Source organism: Helicobacter didelphidarum (assembly GCF_003364195.1).
Lineage (GTDB): Bacteria > Campylobacterota > Campylobacteria > Campylobacterales > Helicobacteraceae > Helicobacter_A > Helicobacter_A didelphidarum.
On the sequence record NZ_NXLQ01000028.1, the window covers coordinates 1 to 22651 of the forward strand.

Genomic DNA, 22651 nt, shown 5'->3' on the forward strand with positions numbered 1-22651 from the left:
TTGTCTCGCTCTTGAATGTTTGAAGCAGATTCTAAAGCCTTAGTATTCTCTTTGTTGTGTAACTTGTCTTAGCTTAATACACTCAACACAATGTCGAACCCTTACACACACGCACACGCAAGAGGCATAAAATATTTGCTTACCTCATCAATGCAATTCATTAAATGATATTAATTCTTATTCCATGTAACTATACTAACATGATGAGGTAATCGCTAAGTAAGGTTACATGCTAAAGATTGATTAAAATGATTGAGTAGTCAAGTATTCTTTTACAACTCAAAGAGAAAGAACAGCATTAAAGCCTTGTTTCTTATTCAATATAAGGATATAAGCTAAACATACCCCCTTTAAAATGTAATGATTATCTTGTCTTTGTCTTGCAACTCAAAAGAATTAAGAGAAATATTTAAGGCTAGATTCTATAAGTTTTGTTAAACTACTCATTCTGAAGTATTTGTATTTATATCTTTTAAAAAGCCTTTGATAGTTTGTAATTCTGTCTTTACTTGATTATATGCCTTAAGTGTAGGATTAATCTCATGTTCTAAATCATAGCCTATAAGAGATAAAAAGCTATATTGATTGTTTTTTAGGTTGTTGATATGCTTGATGATATTTGCATATTCATTGAGTAAGTTTTTATTTGTAGTAGCTATGTGTTTTGTATTAAGGTTTGTTTGCTTCTCAAATCGCTTTATAAGATTATAAAAAGAAACTCTATCAATACCATGTTTGAAGCACACTTGCTTAATGTTTGTATTGCCTTGTAGATATTCTTTTAAAGCATATATAAAAGCCTCTTTGTATATATGAAATTCTTTTTTAAGATTCTGTAATAAGTCTTGATTGATTGTATGTTCTGCATGTGTCTTGCTTCTTTCTTGTAGCTCTTTGTCTTGAGTGCTTAGCTTGTTCTTTGTAGTCATTGATTTACCTTTATTCTTTAGCGTGTCTTTGTCTCGCTCTTGAATGTTTGAAGCAGATTCCAAAGTTTTACCCTCATCTTTGCTTAGCTCTTTACTCTTTAACTTCTCTTTGTCTTTATTGCTTAAGCTATCTTGTAAGCCTTTATTCTCTAGTGTTTGTAAGCCTTGTTTGTCTTGAGTGTTTAGCATATCATCATCATGTAAGCAAGTATTATATAAGCTAGTATCTACATCATGTAAGTTTGGAAAGTCATTAAGAATACTATCGCTTTGTATTTCTTTGTCAAATTCTTGTTTTAACTCATCATTTGTATTTCTTTCATCATGCAATTCATTAAAAGTTATTTCATCAAACGCTTGTAACTCATTGCTAAAATCATATTCATACAAGATTTTTACATTTGATTTACTCATGGAGTTTTACCGATTTTATGGGTTTTTTTGAGTGTCTAGCTTCTGATTGACTTCGATTTGTTGTTGTGCTACGCTTAAGCGTTGTTCTTGTGTGAAATTTGAAGTTACAAGAGGTGTGATATAGTGCATAAAGCAAGTAGTAAAATTTATAAATACAAAAGGACTCTTAAAAAATATGCTTACACTTTCTATATTCTCAAGACTTTGCCAATTCTCTACACCATTATCACGAATAAAACATACTTCAATTTTAGATACGATTAAATTCATTGTTTTATTCATGAATTTCCCTAAGTCTAAATTCTGTTTTATATCGTTGTTACCCATATTATCAAAGTTAGACATGTCCATACATGAAGTAAGATGAGAACTTATTTTTAAACCCTCGCCCATTGTTAAAGGCTTAAATCTAATCTTTTTCCCCTCAACTACAAATTCATTTACATTTTCTATTGTTGTATCATTCATTGTATATCCTTTTTAATTGATTAATATCCGCCACTAGAACCATTTACAACAGCAGTTCTTAGCTGTCCTACCATTAAATCGCTTGTGCCTTGTGCTAATTCTTGCGGGGTAGCACTTGATATGTTTTGCGTAATGTTTGCCCTTACTTGTGGGTTGTTATTATTTATTGTAGTAGTAAAGTTAGAATTAGAGTTAGTTATAACATCTGAACTATTTGCTTCACTCCCTAATAACTTTTGCGCCCAACTTGGTAAGAGATTGACTAATTTACTTTTAATATTATCAATGTATCCCATAAGAGTATTAACAGGTATCATAAGAGTATTTTTTATTGAATCCCCTATTGTGTTAATGATATTCAAAAATGAATCCATGTTAGGATTCCTAAAAAAATTAAATATTGATTGCACGATGTCAAATATGCCTGTAAATATACTTGCTATTTGTTTAACCGCTATGATAATAATATCAAATACAATAGGGCTTATAATAGCCCAAATTCCTTTTACAATATCCCATACAACGCTAAATACTTTTGCAATAGCTTTTATTGTTGTATCTAACCATTCATATTTTTTTACCAACTTACCAGTTATAGATTCCGCCCCATTTAAATACCCCCATATATCCTCAATAATTACTGCTACCCCTAAGATTAACGCCCCTAACGCATAAAAGGGCAACCATGCTTTCATATTTGCTATCGCTATTGCTAATAATCCTTTTTTAACTACAACCAAAACCCCAACTATTGCCATTAAAACAGAAAGAACAATCCTTTTATTTCCTTGTATGAATGTAAAGAATTTTGTAAAAGCTTTTGCCATGAATTGCAAAGGAGGTAAAACTACTTTAGCTATCATCATGGCTACTTTCATAAGTATTTGCCTTAAATCTGCAATAACATTACTAAAGTTACGCATAGTCTTAGCGTCCTCTGCTGTTGTAAGATTGAGTTTAGCTTGATTGTCTAGCATATCTGCTAAAGCACTTCCGCCCTCTTGTAATGCCAACACAAAATCATCAGTAAAACCCTCCGCCCTTGCTTTTGCTATTGCTTGTTGTTTTGATAAACCTTTAAAGGATTCTGCAAATTGTAATATGGCTTTTCTAATATCAGTAATTTGCCCTCCTTGTAAGTCTATGCCTTTACCGAACTTCTTTTGAAAATTGATTAAAGCGTCCCCGCCTTGTGAAGCTTCATACATAGCCTTTTGCATAGCTTGTAAATTTGTTTGTGCTGATTGTGTATTGCCTCCAAACTTCTCTAACACTTCGCCGAGTGTTTGTGTCTCACTTGCACTAATGCCTGTTAAATCACTAAAGCGTTGTAGCTCACTTCCTGCTTTTACAAGATTGGATAACAAGGCTTGTGCTCCATACGCTAAACCTAAACCACCCGCAACCTTAGCAATTTTGCTATTTACACTTTCTAAATCTCTACCAACATTATTTAAAGCTTGTTGTAAAGGTTTTGTAATAGCTGTAAATTTAATAGCTAACTCTTTTAATATTTGCATGTGAATCCTTTTAGTTAGAGTTTGTTACATTAAAAATTAAAACTTTTTTTAATCTCATTAACAATATTCAATGCTGTTGTTTTATCTTTGACAGGTTTAGCCTCAACCTTACCACTTTTAACAACACTTGCACTTGTAGGCTTTTTAACTTTCCTATAATCAAGATACCCGCTCTTAGCTTCTACAAGTTTAGTTTCTCTAAATGTGATATTTACAAATACCCCATTAGTAGAGTTACTATCTTCACTATATGAACTTTCAAGATAACGCATATTAATAAAAGAATCTGATATTGTAGCAATGGCAAAACCGCCTTCACTCACATTACCCTCTCTAAGAATGCGTCTAAAGTTATCTAAATCATCATAGAGAACAAACAAATTACAAGATACACTTTTTGCTAAGAATATAACATTGTCGCTAAAAGTAGTATTGTCATCAGCTGGAAACTCGCTTACTTCTGCATTTTCTGTAACTGATAAACTTTGCACACTACAAGGTAACGCCCCACTTTCACAAGTAAAAGCATAAAATGTATTGCCTTCTTGCAAATATTTAGCAAGTATTTTAAGTGGGGATTTATCGCCTAATTCATTTAGTATATTTCTTGCCATGTGGTTAATCCTTTAATCCTTCTCTTTCTTTATCTCTACATTCTTATATTCTCTTTGTAACTCGCTTAACTTGCCTATTACATCAGGAAATATCTTATTTTTAAAAGCTTCTTTTGCCTCTTTGTCTCTAAAAAATATCTCATCAATAAGACTATATGCAAAACATTGAAGCTTAAAAGAATAATGATTAATTAAATCCTTATCAATACAATCCCAATATTCTACATCTATTTCACATAACTCATCCAATATAAACTCTTTAAAATCGCTTTTATTAGTAAAATGCTTTTGTAACTCTACAAGGTTATATTCATATATCTTGTTATATTGTTTCTTATTAAGCCTGTTAATGACCTTTTGTATTTCCTTACTATGTATTAAACTCATGTTTTACCCTTTATGTAGAATAGAGAAGTTACGCATACTTCTCTTAAAAAAGGGTTTAATGTGTGTGTATAATGATTTACAATAAATAGAAGTCTTAGAAGTAAAAACATTAAACCCTTCTCTAAAAGAAGCAACATTACCAAAGAATAAAAGGGGTAAGGGGTTTATTCTTAGTAATGTGAAACAACACATACAAATATTTTACAAACATAAAGGCTTCTAGCATAGCCTCTATGTATAGCCTCTAGTTATTGGTAACCTAAAAGCTACACTAAAACTATAACCTTTTAAAGCTTATAACTACATAAAAAAAAATAAGACTTTTTACCTTACACATTCATACAACACTTTAACCTAATCACTAAGAAAACACCCTAAAACAATACGAACAAGAACACGAATAACCGACACTTTATCCGACAATAAACGAACACCTTATATAATTAGATACATGCCTTCAATGCGTAAATGTATCCCTATAAATACACTTATCAGATATTTAACCGAACACAAAATAAAAAAAATCAAAGAAAAAGAGTAAAAAGACAAAATTACTAAAACCTACACTGAAACACTACACAATTAAAAAGAGTAAAAAGACATGTAAAGTTAAGTGAAATATTCTTTATTCATTGTAAGCCTTATTTGATAGCTTAAAAGGCATAGAATAATCATAGAAATAATCATGCAAACAATATAGAAAAAACAGAAAGAAAGATTGATACAAATATATGAATGAATGTAGGGATTGAATAAATAATAAAGGGGGTAGATTTAATCTATATCCTTTATCTTGTCTCGCTCTTGAATGTTTGAAGCAGATTCTAAAGCCTTAGTATTCTCTTTGTTGTGTAACTTGTCTTAGCTTAATACACTCAACACAATGTCGAACCCTTACACACACGCACACGCAAGAGGCATAAAATATTTGCTTACCTCATCAATGCAATTCATTAAATGATATTAATTCTTATTCCATGTAACTATACTAACATGATGAGGTAATCGCTAAGTAAGGTTACATGCTAAAGATTGATTAAAATGATTGAGTAGTCAAGTATTCTTTTACAACTCAAAGAGAAAGAACAGCATTAAAGCCTTGTTTCTTATTCAATATAAGGATATAAGCTAAACATACCCCCTTAGCTAACATTGATACACACACATTAACATTTATCTAGTATCTTGCTATACAACATAAAGTAATTAAACTTGCATAAGAGATTATTAACCTTATAGCAGTTTGCATTAAAGCTATATTGATACAAGTTAAATATATTCATATCTAAAGCCTTTTGATAGTCTTGTTTATGTATCTTTGCTATGACTACAAAATCCTTATTAACTCTTTTATTGATGTATTGTCGTTCTTTGTCTTGAATGTTTGAAATAGATTCTAAAGGCTTAACCTCATCTTTGCTTGTCTTCTCATATTCTCTTATAAAGCTAAAAAGAAGCATACTAGAAACATTCACATTAACCTTACACATATAAAAGCTACTTTGATACTCAATAAAGCATTTAAGGTATATTTGTTTCGTATCTAAGCATAAATCCTTAAATCTCTTTTGTAATAGCTTTGTATTTGGTATGTTTGAACTATATGTATTATTCATAAGACTATTATAAGTAAAAAGGTTTATATGTGCTTTAAGGCTTTTTCTTACTCTTTGTTTCATGCTTCTTTGTTTCATGCGTGAAATCATTGATTTACCTTTATTCTTTAGCTTGTCTTTGTTGTGTAGCTCTTTGTCTTGTTTGTGTTGCAATACTTCTAAGCCTTGTTTGTCTCGCTCTTGAATGTTTGAAGCAGATTCTAAAGCCTTAGTATTCTCTTTGTCTTGCAACTCACAGCTAAAAAGCCTTAAAGTATCGTTATATGCTTTTTTAGCCTTAAGTAATTCATACGCACTAAGTTTGCTTGTATTCTTTTGCTTCTGAATGGCTTTTTTGTATTCTTTGAATGATTGCATTGTGTCTTGTGATTGTGTATCATGTTTCATTATTTACCCCTTATATTAAAATTGTAATGTATCGCTAGGATTTATTTCAAAGCTCCCATTACGAAGCTTTTTTAATTGTCTTACTTCTATCAAACTATCTACATAATTAGCCCAAAATTGCATTAACTCTTTTCTTTCTTGCATTCGTTCTGAATGGTTATAACTCGCTATGATTTGATTACCTATGCCATGAGATAAACACATTTCAATAACGATAAAATCAATAGCATGTAAGGGGGTTTTCTCATAAAGGATTGTTGAGAAAGTGCTACGCATACAATGCGGGGTAAAGCGGAAAGAAAGATATTTATTTAATCTTTCTTTGCGTGTAAATGCTGTATCTATAATTGTTATAAATACTTCTTGCGTATCATATTTTGCATAATGATACTTTAAATTCAATTTATAAGTATTATTAAAATATTGTTGCTTATGCCTTGCTATATAAGTTTTTAAAGCATAAATATTAACTTCAAACATAGTAGCTATTTGCCTAATAGTAAGCTTCTTATCACTCCCTAAAGCCTTACCCTCATCTTTGCTTGTGTTCTCTAGCTCTTGAGTGTTTGAAGCAGATTCTAAAGTTTTAGTATTATCCTTGTCTTGTAACTCTTTGCTATCTTTCTTTATATTTATTCTTTCTAGCTTTTGATTACATATATAATTAGCAAATGTATTGCCCTTTTTAAATTCATTCATATAATATAAAAAAGCCTTATGTAATTGAATAGTAATTATTTTTATAGGTATTAAATCCCTGTCAAAGACATAGTTACTTTTTTTATATTCTTGCATTACTTCAAGTATATGTAAGGCTTGTGTTGATAAAGGTAATTTAAATTTTTTATGATTTTTCATTTTCTTAGCTGGTATTCTTAGCATTTTCTCTTGAAAATCTATCTCGCTCCATTCTAAAAGAACGATGTTTTTAATTCTTAAAGGCACATACACTAAGAATTTAAGCATGTAGTAATATATTGTCTTGTTGTGTAAGATACTTGTATTTGTAGTAACAAAAGGATTATTACTTTGCAAGAACTCTAAGAACTCTTTTAACTCATTTTCATTAAATGATTTATGATGAGTAGTAGTAGGCATTTTAAAGAGAAGTTTATATTGCATTCTATGGAATGGACTTGTAGCAACATAATCATTACTTAAGGCATATTCGTAAATTGATTGTAAAACATTGAATAATCTTTTAGAATGTGCTAATTTTCCTTTATTCTGATATTCTTGCAAGAAGTCTTTTATATCTTGCCTTGTGATTTTGTCTAAAGGCATGTTTGTAAATCGTTTAAATAATGTTTTTAATAAATATTTGTTTGCATTATAAGTTACTTGCCTTATGTTCTTAATATTAAACCATTGAGTAGCTACATCACTAAAGCCTAATTCAGTAATAGTCATGTTCTCAAGATAGCTTTTTAAGTCTTTGTGAGATTCTCTAAATGTATGTGATTGTAGAATAGTATTATACTCATTTGCTTTAGCTCTTGCCTCTTGTAAGCTATAAAGTGGATATTTGCCTAAAGTAATACTATAAAGCTTCTTTCTTAAGCTATAACGATACAAGAAGCTTTTAGTAAAGCTATCTTTCTTTGTTCGTATATGAAAGTAAAGATTAGAGATTGTATCATCGCTTAGTAGTTTTTCTTTACTCTTTGTATTTACATTCTCATTTGCAAACTTATCACTTTTTGTAACAAAAGCTTTATTTCTTATTTCTGTTTCAAACTCTTTTAGAAACTCTTTTAATTCATGTAAGCTTTTAAACCCCATTTTATACCCTTTTTGAATAAAATATTTGTGTATAGTTTTATGTATAGTTTTATATTCCACAATACAAAAAAGCATATTTTATAAGAATATGTAAAGCGATAAATAGGGGGTTTTAGGGGGGTAATTTTAAGGTTATAATTTATATGTAATTAAAGTAATAAAGTATATCAATCAATATGATTTTGTAAATTGTATTTTACATTTCTCTTATACAATATCTGCTTGGATTGACCCACTTACATCTACGAGTTCCACTCTATCTTTACTTTTTAAATCTTTAATTTGCACAGGTTTGTTATTCTTTAGAATCTGCACAAAGCCAGATTCTAAACGATTAGCAGGATTAATTTGAGTAATAATTTGAGTAATATTCTGCAATATCACACTTTTTTGTTGTAAGAATACAGCAATAGAAGAATCAAGACTTAGCAACAAAGTATTGCGTTTCTTTGCAAGGAAAAAGTGAAAATATGTGTCTAAAGAAGATTTCAATGTTTGTAATATAATATTTTTGGTTTGTAGCTTTTTTTCTACATTTTCTCTTAAGGATTGTTCCAAAGATTCTAAGACATTATGATAATCCACAATTCTTTGTGTTGGATTGAGAGATTCTAGATATGTGTTACATTCAATAGTTTGTTGTCGTTTTTTGTGGATAAAAAATTTTATACAATCTCGCAAAGTATTTTCATTATTGTGTAATAGTTGTTTGTAGAGTTCAATCCGTTTCAGAGGATTTAGGATTTCTATATCATATTTTTGCATTCGCAAAACTTCAGCCTTTTGTCTTAAAAATCGCTCAAAGAATTGTCCAAGCATAGTTTCTAAATCAAAAAGCTGCATAATCAAACTTTCTTTATCACTTAATATCATTTCCATTGCTGCACTTGGCGTTGGTGCACGGACATCTGCAACATAATCACTTAAAAGATAATCAATCTCATGTCCGATAGCGGATACCACAGGTGTTTTGCATTGGTAAATAGATTCTAAAACTTCAATTTCATTAAAGTTCCATAAATCTTCAATACTCCCCCCACCACGAGCTAGAACCAAAATATCAGCACCAAGCCTATCAGCATATTGTAAATTTTTAGCAATAGAATATTTTGCCTCTTTTCCTTGCGTAAGTGTATCTATTAGGATAAATTCACAGAGACAAAATCGTCTACTTGCAACTTTTATCATATCTTGTAGTGCTGCTCCAGTAAGACTTGTTAGCAAAATAATCTTTTTTGGAAATTTTGGTAATGGCTTTTGTTTGATGAAATAATTGCGTGATTCTAAATCTTTTTTTAATCTCTCATATTCTGCTTTTAGATTTCCTTCTCCCGCATATACACATTTTGTTACATTAAAACTATATGTTCCACGCGGAGGAAAAACACTTAATGTGCCTTTTGCAATAATTTTATCACCATTATTAAGTGTGATTGGATTTTGTCGCATATTATTACGAAAAAATGTGCATGAAAGTACCGCATAATCATCTTTGAGACTAAAGTAAGTATGTCCACTTGCATGCAGTGTTAGCCCACTTACCTCACCCTGAACTTCAACATAACTAAAATCAGATTCTAATATGGATTTAATCTGCATAGTCAATTCACTTACCTCTAAGATATGATATGGAGATTGTGTATATGATTGCATAGAGTTCCTTATTTGATTCCAGTAGATTTAACTACTTAATAGAAAAAATAGTCATACAAGAAGTAATTTTATATGAATTTATGGTAAAAATATTATAAAAAATTTAAGCTTTCAAAAAATACTTAAAAAATCTTTTTTAAATGATATAAATTTTTTGTGAATTTAAATTCTGAAAATATATTCAACAAAAATTTTCTATAATATTTTAAAAATAAATAAGTATATTGCTTTATATGGTGTAAAAATTTAGCTTAGGTCAGCAACGATTTCATTTATTAGTTTTGTTACAAAATTTGCACTAACTTTTGCACTTGATTCTAAAAATTCATCAAAACTTACATTTGCTTCCCCATCTGCACTATCACTAATGGAGCGGAAAATGCAGCATGGAATCTTAAAATTATCACATACGCAAGCCACACTTGCCCCCTCCATTTCAACAGCAACAGCTCCAAACTCTTTCGTAATAAAGTCCTTTTTTTCCTGACTTGCTATAAATTGGTCACCACTTGCAACAATACCTTCATAAATATTTAAGCCTATATTTTTAGCTACTTGCAAGGCTAAATTATGAAGTTTTGAATCGCTTTCATAAAAAAGTTTTCCTTCAGGAATAAAACCTAAAGCATGTCCAAATGCACTAATATCAACATCGTGCTGACATAAAGAAGTCGCTAAGACAAGGTCTCCAACTTTTAGTTTTTTCGTTAATCCACCTGCAACACCACTAAAAATTAATTGCTCACAACCAAACGTTGCAATCATTATACTCGCTGTTATGGCTGCATGGACTTTACCAATTTTACTATATGCAATAATAATATGCACTTGTTTATAATTAACTTTATAAAATGTATTCCCAGCAGCTTCAATTCTTTCATATTCTTTGTAAAATTCTAAAAGTGGTGTAATTTCCTCACGCATAGCACCTATGATTCCAATAGTCATGGCATTCCTTTTGTGTAAAATCGTATATTATTATAACAATAAATCTATCAAGATAAAGAGTATTGCATTGAACTTCTTTCATTATTTATTTAAATAAGTAAACTCCCAAAATTATACAGACCCCATATTTACTTTTATAAAACACTTTATTTATCACTGAACTGGATCTTAAAAAGATATGGATTTTTTACAAGTCTGCTTAGATATATGTTGTAATAATTACACTTTATGTATAAAATTATGATAGCAACTTGAGGCATAGCTTTGCTCTCTAAGATTCCAGCAGAGACTCAAACAATAGTATGGAGCGGAGATGAAAGTATAAGGTAGGTTCATTTTAAGATCATTTTTTAAATAGATATAATTTCAGTGTGAAAGATTTTGTATATAAAAATCTAGAAATCATAGTCTATGAATTGTTATACTAAGCCTATGATTTGTCTCGCAATGATGATTTTAGATTCTTGTTATTTTGCAGAGAACAAAGAAAATGCTATTTTTATAGATATAGAGATTCTATAAGAATTTTCTAAAAGGTTTCATGAGAATAAAAGATTATGCATATTGTGGTAGAGTGATTTCCACAGATTGTGGAACACTTCCATTTTGTAGAGCTACTTCGGCTTCATCGATTGTTTGTAATTTCATAGTATCTTTTTTCTCTTCGTTTGGATTATTTTTAGAATCTTTATTTTGTCCTTCATGAGAGTTAAAGTTTAAATCAAGATTATTAAAGCCAATTTGCATTAGATTCTGTCGTAATTCTTGTGCATTTTGGACAAACATTGTCATAACATTTGCATTTGAGGTAATATTAACTTGTAAGTCTTTACCTTTTTTAGATATAGTCATTGCTACTTGCCCGAGGTTTGCAGGATTGAGTTCAAGATTAATTTTTGTGATAGGTGGCTTATAGTTCATAATTTCTTCTCTGAATTGACTTGCAAAATTTTTCATTGCTTCTCGTGCCATTGCATTTTTCATGTTTACCTCTTGCTTAGTATGCACTGCTGTCGCTTCTTGTTTAGAATCTATTTTTTCTTTTGCTTTTTCATCAACTTTTTTACTTTCTTTGATTTGAGAATCTGCCTCTTTTTGTTTACTATCCGTCTTAACATGGTCTGCTAATAACGCATCAAAAGGCTTGTTTGTATCCATCTCAAATTCAATTCCGTGAGAATCTCCTAAATCTTTCGTAACATCTTTTGCTGGTTCAATAAATTGTCCTTGTTGTGCCCATCCTTGTAGCGTCGTTTGTGTATTTTTAGGAAGTTCTTTTGTGGCTTGATTTACTTGTTGTGCTAGAAGTTCAAGCTTTGTTTTATTAGTTTTTATAACTTCACCTAATTCTTCATCGCCTGTAATATTATGGAGTTTTTCTAAAAATTCTTGTTGCATACTTTCATTGCGGAATTTAGACTCAACAATATTTTTGGGCTGAACACTTGTTCGTTCGATAATGAGTGATTTATCTCCATTACCAACTTTAAATTGTAACTTTTCTGCTTCATTTTGTGCCTTTCTTTTTGCATTTGCTACCGCATCATAACGATTGAGTAATTCTGCTAAAAGTTTATCTTTTTCACTCATTTCAGCATTTGCTTGTGGTAAGGCTTTTGTGATTGAATTTGCAATTCCCATACCTTTATCATGTAAAGAACTCGCAAGCTTTTCCCGATTAGTTTCTAAAACTTCACGATCCATGAGATCTTGTGGATTGATTTGATTTTTTCTACCTTGTTCAGTTATTTCAATCTTTTTTAAATTCAAATTTCGTGCTTGAGACTCTTTTTTCACATCAAGCAGTGTTTTAGGAAGCGATTTTGCCTCTATTTCCTTTGATGATTTATCCTTTTGTTTGGTGTCAATTTTAGTTTCTTGTAAATTTTCATCAAGTGTAGTTTCAGATTCCGAATCTTGTGTAAGATCTTCAGCATTCATGCTTTGTGGTGTTGCAGTTTTTGTTTCTGCTGATGATATTTTGTGTGCATTTAAAGTTGGAATCTCTTTTTTGTCTTTATTTGTTTTCTCTGTTTCATCTAGTGATAGTTCTATAGCATTTTCACTTTCTTCTGCTTTACTATCTTGTATTTCTTCGCCATTAAGAGCTTTTGTGAGGGCTGATTTTGTTTCTTTTTTATTTATCTTTGTTGTGATGGGATTTGGTGTAGTATCTATATTATTTTTTGAATCTTTTAATTCTTTATTTTCCTTTGATACATTTGTTGTGCCTTTTTGTTGCACTTTTTTCCCATTATTTTGCTCTTCCTTATCAGTTGTCTTAGAAGTATTCTGTGTTGCATTAGCTTTATTCTCATTCTTTGCAACGCTCTGTGCCAAAGCTTCTGTAAAGGCTGTAGGATCTGTGCTATCTTGCGGTTTTGTATTGTTTGTTATTGTAGCAGGTTGTCCTGCACCCGTAGTATTAATTTCAGCAACCATGATATTCCTCTCGCAAAAAATATTTAAAGTATGATTCAAATAAATATAAGCAATAATAATTCCTTAATCGTTTTATTATTTAATGAACAGTTTATTAAATCTAAATAGTTTTATTCCTATCATAATTAATATTATAATTCACTTCAAAAAAGTAATTATAATAAAATTGAGATTTCATATGTTATATTTAACATGTAAAATTACTGTTATTTTTGAGATTACTTTTATTGAGTCATTCCATGGTAATTTCTCACTTTTTAATCATTTTTTTGTAGTCAAACTATGTATCATCATTTGTAAAAAATACTCCCATGCTCATATTTTATAGTAGAAAAGTTTGCATGTTGTGCAGATTCTAAAATATTTTTTGCTTTTGCATAAGTTGTGATAATGCAATTTTTTGCTGTTATATAATCAAGTTTTTGAAAATATTGCTTACTCCAAAGTTCTGGATTTTGTGCTTGGCTAAAGGCATCTTGAAATACAATATCAAAAAATCCTTGTGGAAAAGATTCTAAAATATGTAATGCATTACCATGTAAAAAATAAAGAGTTTGTTTTTTATGATTATAAACTCTATTTTTTTGAAGTTCATTTAAAATTTTATGTGCATTTGCTATGTTCGTATAGTCAAATTTTAGAAGCTCAGGCAATAAATAATCTTTTTCAGGAGAGTAAATTTCACAGCATTGGAATGTTTCTAATCCCAACATAGCATTATATCCTAGTCCAAAACATATATCTAAGATTCTGATTGGACGTAAAATTGTGGAGTGTATGGTATGTTGACTTGTTGCTTGATTGATTAGCAAAGATTGATTGAAAAGATTATGTAAAAAGTTTTGTTGTGTAAGATATATATCTGTGTATGGCATTCCTTGTGAGGTAAGATTCTGATAGGAATGTATTGTTTGTAGGATTTCTTGTGAGAAATTTTTATAGAAATCTTGTTTGTTGCTGATTGTATATCGAGAGGAAGTGATATGCCGAAAAAATAGGGCTGCAGGGATAATATGCTTTATAATTGTTTCGCTATATGCTCCTAAACTTTTAGAATGATAGCTTTGTTTGTATGTTACATTATAGGCACTTAAGCTTTTATCGCAACCGCGTACAATATTATCTTGTAGTTGATCATTCATTGCTATTCCTAATGCGTATAATATGATTAATGTATAAAATCTTTCAATAATGTTTCTAATAAAGATAAATTTTATATTTTTTATAAGGTAGATTATAACTAATCGTTAGCAAATTGTGCTATACTTATCTTCAATATGTAATAGTTTTTATAGTAATCAAGGAGACAATATGCAAACAATTAATATAAATACATTAAATTCCCCAAGTAAAAAAACTTTACAAAAAAAAGGACTAAAGAATCTTCTTCAGGGAGATTTTCGACGAGCTTTTGATTTATTTCAAAATGCTTTTTGGCTTGATACCAATGATTTAGACACTAAAATCGGACTTTATTTATCAGATATGGGTATGGATTTTGGGCAAGAGGCGATTGGAATTTATGAATTTTATCAAAGTGTGCTGACGTGTGAGCCACGTGCCAATAAGCATAAAATACAAAAGATGATACTTAGTTTCATAGATGCTTTTGATGAACGCACACATAATCTATCGGAGGCTATGCAAAATAGTAAAAATGCAATACTAGAAAGTTATAATGCAATTAATTATGCTGACATAAAAACAATGCTGAAAACAAAAAATTTCAAGGAAGTTTATAGTGGATTGCCATTTAACACTAAATTGGTTTTTAATAAAAAAGGAGATTTTTATGAGTTTCTAACACTTTTGGTAAAGAATGATTATGTTGATATTCTGTTAAACTATATTGATGCACTTCCTAAAGTTGACAATGAATTAATACCACTGATTGAGGCTGCAAACCACAAGTTAGAAGAGAAAAATAAAATAAAAAAGAAAGAGAAGAGTCTTAGTTAAATCCCAGATTCTCTAATATTATAGAATCAATAAAGTCAATAATTGGGAAAATAGTCTTTGTTATCTAGATCAATTAGCATTATGAGATGTTTGATATTTTCTGATTATAGTCAGAAGATTAACTTTTTATTAATAATTATTTGATAAAGTTCTATACATTCTTAAATATATAAGGAGAAATTATGGGAATTTATGATAGAAACTATACTCAAGATACAGGAGTAAGTTATTCACAAAGCGATACAGCTTTAGTAAATTTCGTTAAGACTACTTACAAGTTTCTTGCAGGAAGTCTTTTATTAGCATTTGTTGGTGTGCTTGTAGGTTGGCAAAATATTGCTATGGTAGCACAATATAAAATGGGATTGTTTCTTGTTGAGCTTGGTTTGATTTTTGCATTAGGATTTGTGCAAAATAAGCCTGGAATTAATTTAGCTGTATTTGCACTCTTTTCTTTTATTAGTGGTATGACACTTGTTCCTCTTTTGGCGGTTGTTATGATGAAAAATCCGGGCATAATTGCTCAAGCATTAGCTATGACTACTATCATTTTTGGAATCATGAGTATTTATGCTATTAAAACAAAAAGAGATTTAGGTAATATGGGTGTTGCACTATTTTGGTCTGTTGTAGTTATATTTGTTTTCTCACTTTTAAATATGTTTGTTTTTCAAAGTTCAATGTTGCAGTTTGCAATTGCTAGTGTTGTGGTAATTGTATTTAGTCTCTACATTGCTTATGACACACAAAATATTATAACAGGACGATATGATAATCCAATAATGGCAGCTATCGCATTATATCTTGATATTCTCAATGTCTTTACTGCATTGTTACAAATTCTAGGAATGTCTTCTAGAGATTAGATTTCTTTATTTAAAAATAAGGAGTTGCATTGAATGTAGATTCAATGCATAAGATAAATATTAAAAAATAGATATTTATCTTATGCATTGGGGTAACATAGATTAAGTATAAGATAATCTTCCATATATTAGATACTAGTTTATATTCTTGTATATATTTTGAATACTTCTTGCTTATTTCTTTTAGGTTGAATTCTTAAGGAAATATTTTGAAAATATCTTTATCTGATAATCAATATTTAGTTCATAGAATGATAGATGCAAATCTTAATAGATTGAAAGAAGGAATACGAGTTATTGAAGATATTTTTCGTTTTATTTATAATGATAAAGAAATTGCTTATCAGCTAAAAAAGCTACGACATCTTGCAATCATTGATAACTATAATGAGATTCTACAATCAAGAGATATTATTAATGATATTGCAAAGGAAAGTATTGCAACAGAAATATACCGAGAGGATATCGGAGCAATTTTACATGCTAATTTTTGTCGTATTTGTGAGAGTGCGAGGGTTTTAGAGGAATGCCTCAAATTAGAAAATTATGTTCGATATGGTAAAAGTGAGACTTTTAAACAAATACGTTACGAAGCGTATAATCTCCATAAAGTATGTTCTTTAAAGATAAATTTAAAAACAAATAAATAGATAAGTCTTTAGAAATAGAAACGAATATATGTGATTTTCGAGTAAAAATAAACTAACTTATAGTTTATAAAATGACCTTAAGATATGTTCCACTGTTATAAATAAAATAGTAAAACTTTGAAAAATCCTTATATGATATGAAATGAAAAGCGTCATATCAATTAGGAAAAAAATTATTTTTCTCGTTCAATCTCTTCTTTTATTTCAATATTAAGAATCTTATCTCCTTGTTGTATGGAATCTAAAACTTTATAACTTGTCCGATCCCATACGGGAATTCTTCCAAATGTTGTATGCACACCATCAAGATGTGGTTGTGGAGCAAAACAAATGAAAAATTGGCTACCACCAGTGTCTTTTCCTGCATGTGCCATAGAAATTGTGCCACGATTATGTTTATTTGGATTATTTTCAGTTTCACATTTAATTCTATATCCTGGACCACCGGTGCCATCACCTTTTGGGCAACCACCTTGTGCCATAAAGCCGCTGATTACACGATGAAAATTTAACCCTTTATAGAATCCAGACTTTGCAAGATTAGCAAAATTACCAACAGCCTGTGGTGCATCTTTTGGAAAAAGCTGGATATTGATAGCCCCCTTATCTGTTGTAATAACTGCATATTGTAATTCTTCTAATTCTGCATTATTAATCTCAAATACTTTGAGTTCTTCCATATTTAAACTCCTTAAACTAAATAAATATGAGATTCTATCAATTTTATCTTCATTTTGCAAGATAAATGTTATAATTTTGCTTTATTTAATGTATCTAGAATTTATAATCTTGGAGTAATAATGAAAAAAATATATTTTTATCTCTCATTTATTATGCTCTTTATAGTTTTTTCAAAAGGGCTTTATGCTGATGGTGTAAATTTTGAGTGTAATGATTTATATGGTGATTGTAATAATACTTCAGATTCTAATTATAATACAAGCAATTCGGGCTATGATAGTAGCAGAAATACAAAACAAAACACAGATAATGTGCCATCAAATCCTAAAAATCAACCATCAAATATTACAAATAATACTAAAAGTATTTCATCACAAAATGCTTTTTTCTCAAGCGGAACAATAGGGCAGCTTGGTATGAAAAAGAAAAGTTTTTTGTATTCAGTTGTTTTTTTGACTGCATTATTTGATAATGGTGTGCAAAAACAAGGATATGGAATCTTATTAAAAGATGGTTATACACTTACTGCAGCTGATTTAATGAATGAAGAGGGTGGAGCATATCTAAAGAGCGTAACTGCGAAAATGCAAGATGATAGTTCTAATTCTCTTATGTGTTTTGCTATGTTGCGTTTGAGAGCAACCGACACAAAGTTATCTCTTTTGCGTGCAGAAAATTATACCGATATTTATTGTAATACGCGTCCAGAAAGTTTCTATCATCAACGCATAAATTTACACTATTATACACCAATTCGTGCAGGAACACTCAAGAATACTATTTTATCTCGTTCCGATAATGTGCTTTTTCCTTTTATTACAGAAAAAAATATGTTGTCATATAAAACTTCAAGTATTGCAAATATTCAAAAACACCCAGCAGTTTATGGTTTGCCCCTATTTAATTCAGGTGGGAGTTTTGTGGGATTTCTCTATACAACAAACAACTCAAAACAAAAAAATGTAGTTATTTCAAGTGATGAGGTGCGAGATTTTGTATGTATGGTTGTGCACAATAGATTATTGCCTACAAGTGATCTTACAAGGGCATGCGTGAAGTAAAAAGTTCGATTGATTTAGGTTGCCTGTGATATATTGATTTAAAAAATTAAGAATATCATAAAAATATAGAATCTGTATTCTGCATTTCCTAGTATTTTATAGGTTGTAGAACAATAATATGAAGTTATTAATATATGACTCGTATATTTCAATTTTTAATAAAATTTAATATTTTATTAATAAAATATTAAATTTTATTGTCGATAATTATGTTATGAAATCAATTTTTTACAAGGATTTATTATGAAAATTTTAAAGTCAAGCCTTTTCATTGCTACTTTGGGAGTAGGTGTATCACAAGCTTTGCCTTTGATCGATATTGAATTTGGGGTAGTATTGAGTACAGATATTAAGAATGTATCGAGTTGGAATTTTAACAATGATACAGAATTTACTTATGGAGCGTATGGACGTTTATGGTTGAAAACAGGTAAGGTAAGAGTTGCTCCATTTATCAAATGGGAATCTATTGACACAATAACTGCGAATAATGCTCTCCAGACACTTGTGTCAGGAGAGCCACGTACGAATAATTTACAATATGGAGCATTGTTTGGCGTTAATTTATGGATTTTTACTCCGTATGTTGGTGTAGCATATTCTCAATTTACAGGAGGTTCTTTTGATAATACTTGGGCATTAAACTATGGTATAAATGCAAAGATTCCTCTTGTTCCAATATCTGTTGGTATTGATGGATCTTGGCAAAGACCAAAAATTGATGGGGGAGTAAGAGCGAATATTAATCGAATCGGTTTTAATGTTGGTATCCAATTTTAAGATTATTGAGTAAACTTTTACCATTTTAATGTGTTGAAATATGGACTGCTTGTAGCTTATATTTAAAACTTTTTTAAATATAAGAATCTTTGGAGAGGAATTTTTAGTTTTGTTGTTTATTTGATTTTACAAAATTTAAAGAAATGAATATAATTTTTCCATACTTCAACAATACAACAAACTGCTACATAGTTTAAGAATTAGAATAAAAAATATATGGCAAAAAATAATAATATAAAAAAAATCAATTTCTCACGTAAAGTAAAGACACCTCTTTTTGGTATAAGTAAAAAAGATTATATGCAAAAAGACCAACAAAAAAATACCACGCCTCATCAAAATATGGAAAGAAAGAATAAAAATCAATGTCAAACAAAATTCCAGAATCCTACAAAATCCAATAAAGATTTTTATCAAGATTCTAATATCACAACGCAAAATTTTCTTCCAATTGCAAGAGTCGCCATTATGGGTAGGCCAAATGTCGGAAAAAGTTCATTATTCAATCGACTAAATCAAAAAAATATTGCGATTACCTCTCCTATTAGTGGTAGCACAAGGGATATTAATAAACGAAACTTATGCCTTCAAAGATTTAATATTTCTCTTGTTGATACTGGTGGTTTAGAGTTGTCAATTACAAAATTGAAATCTTTTTATACAAAAAGTAATTCTTCGTATGCGACAGATTCCAATATGACACATCAACATATAGAGCATATTAATATGTATTCAAGACAGGACCAAGATATTCATAAATATAATCTCAGTAATAAAAAAGATCAGGAGCTTATTGCTAAGCATTTGCGGGAGAATATTTCCCATCATTCATATCAGATTATAACACAAAGTGATATTATTATTTATATTGTTGATGGTAACACACCAATAGCTTCCGATGAAGATATAAAAATATTTCGTGAACTGAATAAACAAAAGCCAACTATTCTTGTTCTAAATAAAATTGATAATGATAAAATTGCACTTAATTTATCCCATTTTATGTCTTTTGGCGTGGAATTTTTTCCAATTTCTGTTTCTCACAATCGCGGTATTACAAAGTTACTTACACATCTTGAGGACATTATAGAATCTCTGATAAAAGCAAAAAAATTAAAAAATCCAGCTATATCTAGTTCAAATACAGAATCTCTTGAACCATTGGAACTAGATTTTATGGATTATTTTGACAATGATGCAAGTATTATACAATTTACGAAAGAAAAAACCCAAACAAACATTTTCCAACATAATAAAAAGTCTCAAAGTGGTCAAGATTCTAAAGAATGGCAAAATGATATTGATACGAATAAGTTTATGTGTGAAGAGTCTAATATAAAAGAAAAAACCCAACAGACTATTTCAGTGGGAATCATTGGCAGACCAAATGTTGGAAAAAGTTCATTATTAAATGCTCTTACACAACAAAATCGTTCGCTTGTATCAAGCATTGCGGGGACGACGATTGACCCTGTTGATGAAAGTATTTTTTACAAAGATTATAGAATCACTTTTATTGATACTGCAGGAATTCGTCGTCGTAGTAAGATTGATGGTATTGAAAAATACGCACTTGATAGAACACAGAGGATTTTACGCCAATGTGATATTGCTTTGCTTGTTTTAGATAGTAGCACGGATTTTGTAGAACTTGATGAAAAGATTAGCTCCATAGCAAGCAATAATCATCTTGGGTTGATTGTTGTTTTTAATAAGTGGGATATTCGTATAAAAGAATTTGATGAACAAATGCAAATTTATAAACATAAGTTCAAATTCCTTGAATATGCACCAACCCTAACTATTTCAAGTATCACTCATAAACATATTAAAGAATTAAAACAAAAGATTCTAGAAGTTTATTCTTATTTTCAATTTAGAATCCCAACTGCACAACTCAATATCTGCATTCAAAATGCACTTAAAAAACATCCAATACCAAGCGATCATGGTAAGTTAGTAAAAATTTATTATGCGACACAATTTGACTCTAAGCCTCCAAAAATTGCCCTTATGATGAATAGACCACATGCTTTACATTTTAGCTATAAACGTTATCTTATTAATATTTTACGCCAACAATTTAAGTTTTTAGGTGTTCCAATTATTATAGAAGCACGAAGTAAAAAGCAAAGCAATGATGAGGAAATAGAATAGATTATCTTAAATCTATTTCCTTTATAATATATTATAGAATTTTAGATTCTATAGTTTCTATAAAAATAGCCAGAAGTATTTTAGAATCTCCCTCAATTTTTACAATATCAATAAGAAAGTAATCACAATAAACTTTTTTATGTAAGTATAAAATTTTACTAATACACATAAGGTGTGATGCACTTTGCGATTTTTTTGCATCAAATAAGCATAGTGTATTTTTACTCTATAAAAGACATAATTTGTAAATATATGTATTAACTTTACATTTTATATAAAATATATTGACATATTTTGTAAAATAAATTATAATTGTGTTTTTTAAAAGGATTTACATGCAAGAGAAAACACAAGATATTAATTTGCGAACTAAGCTACGGGAGCTTGAAATAAAAATCATGGACCTTTCAGAGTTCCTAGAGATTTCGCGTCCAACACTCTATAAGATGATTGAATTATATCAAAAGAGAGAATTGGAGAAGATTCCCTCGTATTTGATTGCGTTGTTTGATTATATGCAAAATCCCTACATTAATAAAAATAATGTGATTCAATATATTGTACAGAATATCATTAGAGTGAAAAATCCGCTTGATAGGACGCAACAAAGGGAAATGATAAAAAATCTTATTTTTCCACCAAATTCCACGAAGGAGGAATTTATCACTATGGTGTTACACACGAATCGCTTTGATGAGATTTTGGGTTATTTGCTTACATGTAATGAGATTTTAAAAAAAGATATACCTACAATGCAAGAGAGAGAAACTCTAACCCCATTGGAGAATCTCTATCGTGCATTGGGGAAAATAATTTAATTTTAAGGGAGCAAGTCATGCAAAAAAGAATTTTGGAGATTTCTAATTTTAGAAACATTGGTATCAGCACACGAGATAAAGATTATAATGAGAAACAACAACCCCAAACATTGCTTTTAAATACAAATCTAGAGGCAGATTCTATGGGTGGGCTAGTATTAATCATCGGTGAGAATAATACAGGGAAAAGCAATGTATCAAAAGCTTTGAGTAAGTTTATGTTTCAAGATTCTGAACTATTTGGTCAAAGCGATGAACCTAAATTTCTTGATTGTGAGGATTTGATACCGCAATTATCATTTCAATGCTGTGGGGGGGGGGGGGATTCTCCTCCCTTAAAATTTAATAGGGGGGTGGAGGCCTGTCCTTTATAAACTTCGGACGTGGCCGACGACCTATCGTGCGGAATGTCCGGGGTCGCCGTGTCCTCACAAAAAAAATCCTCCACGCAGCCTACGACGCGTCTCTAGCCAACAACTCCATCCCTATCATTGCATCCACCAGTTTCGCACACACGTT

Annotated in this window: 20 protein-coding genes and 1 pseudogene; 9 read left to right on the forward strand and 12 right to left on the reverse strand. The window is 30.0% G+C overall.

Going from position 1 to position 22651, the window contains the following annotated elements; all coding sequences use genetic code 11:
• Nucleotides 1–443: 443 nt before the first annotated feature.
• From CQA53_RS08960 to CQA53_RS09010, 11 genes are all read right to left on the reverse strand, one after another.
• Nucleotides 444–1343: a hypothetical protein gene (locus CQA53_RS08960; RefSeq protein ID WP_115543663.1), complete on the reverse strand. Its 900-nt coding sequence runs from the start codon at nt 1341–1343 to the stop codon at nt 444–446.
• 15 nt (nt 1344–1358) lie between these two features.
• Nucleotides 1359–1811 (reverse strand): hypothetical protein, encoded by a 453-nt coding sequence (locus tag CQA53_RS08965; protein WP_115543664.1) that lies wholly within the window; start codon nt 1809–1811, stop codon nt 1359–1361.
• A gap of 20 nt (nt 1812–1831) precedes the next feature.
• The gene (locus CQA53_RS08970) at nt 1832–3331 is read right to left on the reverse strand and encodes a phage tail tape measure protein (RefSeq protein WP_115543665.1); all 1500 of its coding nucleotides are present in this window, start codon (nt 3329–3331) and stop codon (nt 1832–1834) included.
• Nucleotides 3332–3360: 29 nt separating this feature from the next.
• Nucleotides 3361–3945, reverse strand: a complete 585-nt coding sequence (locus CQA53_RS08975) for a hypothetical protein (RefSeq protein WP_115543666.1) — start codon at nt 3943–3945, stop codon at nt 3361–3363.
• A gap of 12 nt (nt 3946–3957) precedes the next feature.
• On the reverse strand, nt 3958–4332 hold the full coding sequence (locus tag CQA53_RS08980) for a hypothetical protein (protein WP_115543667.1): 375 nt from the start codon (nt 4330–4332) through the stop codon (nt 3958–3960).
• 1166 nt (nt 4333–5498) lie between these two features.
• A complete protein-coding gene (locus CQA53_RS08985; RefSeq protein ID WP_115543668.1) occupies nt 5499–6335 on the reverse strand; it encodes a hypothetical protein in 837 nt (278 codons plus the stop codon).
• Between the two features lie 15 nt (nt 6336–6350).
• Nucleotides 6351–8117 (reverse strand): tyrosine-type recombinase/integrase, encoded by a 1767-nt coding sequence (locus tag CQA53_RS08990; RefSeq protein ID WP_181882411.1) that lies wholly within the window; start codon nt 8115–8117, stop codon nt 6351–6353.
• Nucleotides 8118–8324: 207 nt separating this feature from the next.
• Nucleotides 8325–9770, reverse strand: a complete 1446-nt coding sequence (gene xseA / locus CQA53_RS08995) for an exodeoxyribonuclease VII large subunit (RefSeq protein ID WP_115543670.1) — start codon at nt 9768–9770, stop codon at nt 8325–8327.
• 246 nt (nt 9771–10016) lie between these two features.
• Nucleotides 10017–10718, reverse strand: a complete 702-nt coding sequence (locus tag CQA53_RS09000) for a 5'-methylthioadenosine/adenosylhomocysteine nucleosidase (RefSeq protein WP_115543671.1) — start codon at nt 10716–10718, stop codon at nt 10017–10019.
• A gap of 555 nt (nt 10719–11273) precedes the next feature.
• Nucleotides 11274–13160: a flagellar hook-length control protein FliK gene (locus CQA53_RS09005; RefSeq protein WP_115543672.1), complete on the reverse strand. Its 1887-nt coding sequence runs from the start codon at nt 13158–13160 to the stop codon at nt 11274–11276.
• A 290-nt stretch (nt 13161–13450) separates the two neighbouring features.
• Entirely contained in the window at nt 13451–14302 is an 852-nt protein-coding gene (locus CQA53_RS09010) for an MnmC family methyltransferase (protein ID WP_115543673.1), read from the reverse strand.
• Nucleotides 14303–14471: 169 nt separating this feature from the next.
• Here CQA53_RS09010 and CQA53_RS09015 point away from each other — a divergent pair, with 169 nt between their 5' ends.
• The 3 genes from CQA53_RS09015 to CQA53_RS09025 all read left to right on the forward strand — a co-directional run bounded on the left by CQA53_RS09015 (nt 14472) and on the right by CQA53_RS09025 (nt 16635).
• Nucleotides 14472–15119 (forward strand): hypothetical protein, encoded by a 648-nt coding sequence (locus tag CQA53_RS09015; protein ID WP_115543674.1) that lies wholly within the window; start codon nt 14472–14474, stop codon nt 15117–15119.
• Between the two features lie 182 nt (nt 15120–15301).
• Nucleotides 15302–15985 (forward strand): Bax inhibitor-1/YccA family protein, encoded by a 684-nt coding sequence (locus CQA53_RS09020; protein ID WP_115543675.1) that lies wholly within the window; start codon nt 15302–15304, stop codon nt 15983–15985.
• Between the two features lie 251 nt (nt 15986–16236).
• Nucleotides 16237–16635, forward strand: a complete 399-nt coding sequence (locus CQA53_RS09025) for a thiamine-phosphate pyrophosphorylase (protein WP_115543682.1) — start codon at nt 16237–16239, stop codon at nt 16633–16635.
• 173 nt (nt 16636–16808) lie between these two features.
• On the opposite strand, the gene CQA53_RS09030 is transcribed toward CQA53_RS09025, so the two are convergent.
• Nucleotides 16809–17315, reverse strand: coding sequence for a peptidylprolyl isomerase (locus CQA53_RS09030; RefSeq protein WP_115543676.1), 507 nt, complete (start codon nt 17313–17315; stop codon nt 16809–16811).
• A 120-nt stretch (nt 17316–17435) separates the two neighbouring features.
• On the opposite strand from CQA53_RS09030, the gene CQA53_RS09035 reads away from it, so the two are divergent.
• From CQA53_RS09035 to CQA53_RS09055, 6 genes and pseudogenes are all read left to right on the forward strand, one after another.
• Entirely contained in the window at nt 17436–18377 is a 942-nt protein-coding gene (locus CQA53_RS09035; protein WP_115543677.1) for a hypothetical protein, read from the forward strand.
• Nucleotides 18378–18620: 243 nt separating this feature from the next.
• Nucleotides 18621–19157 carry a hypothetical protein gene (locus CQA53_RS09040; RefSeq protein ID WP_115543678.1) on the forward strand — a complete coding sequence of 179 codons (537 nt, stop codon included), beginning with the start codon at nt 18621–18623 and terminating at the stop codon, nt 19155–19157.
• Nucleotides 19158–19499: 342 nt separating this feature from the next.
• Nucleotides 19500–19940 (forward strand): annotated as a pseudogene (locus CQA53_RS13660) (GTPase); the annotation flags it as partial.
• Nucleotides 19941–19961: 21 nt separating this feature from the next.
• Nucleotides 19962–21314, forward strand: coding sequence for a ribosome biogenesis GTPase Der (gene der, locus CQA53_RS09045; RefSeq protein ID WP_342767978.1), 1353 nt, complete (start codon nt 19962–19964; stop codon nt 21312–21314).
• 335 nt (nt 21315–21649) lie between these two features.
• A complete protein-coding gene (locus tag CQA53_RS09050) occupies nt 21650–22132 on the forward strand; it encodes a hypothetical protein (protein WP_115543680.1) in 483 nt (160 codons plus the stop codon).
• A 17-nt stretch (nt 22133–22149) separates the two neighbouring features.
• On the forward strand, nt 22150–22506 hold the full coding sequence (locus tag CQA53_RS09055; RefSeq protein ID WP_115543681.1) for a hypothetical protein: 357 nt from the start codon (nt 22150–22152) through the stop codon (nt 22504–22506).
• Nucleotides 22507–22651: the final 145 nt, after the last annotated feature.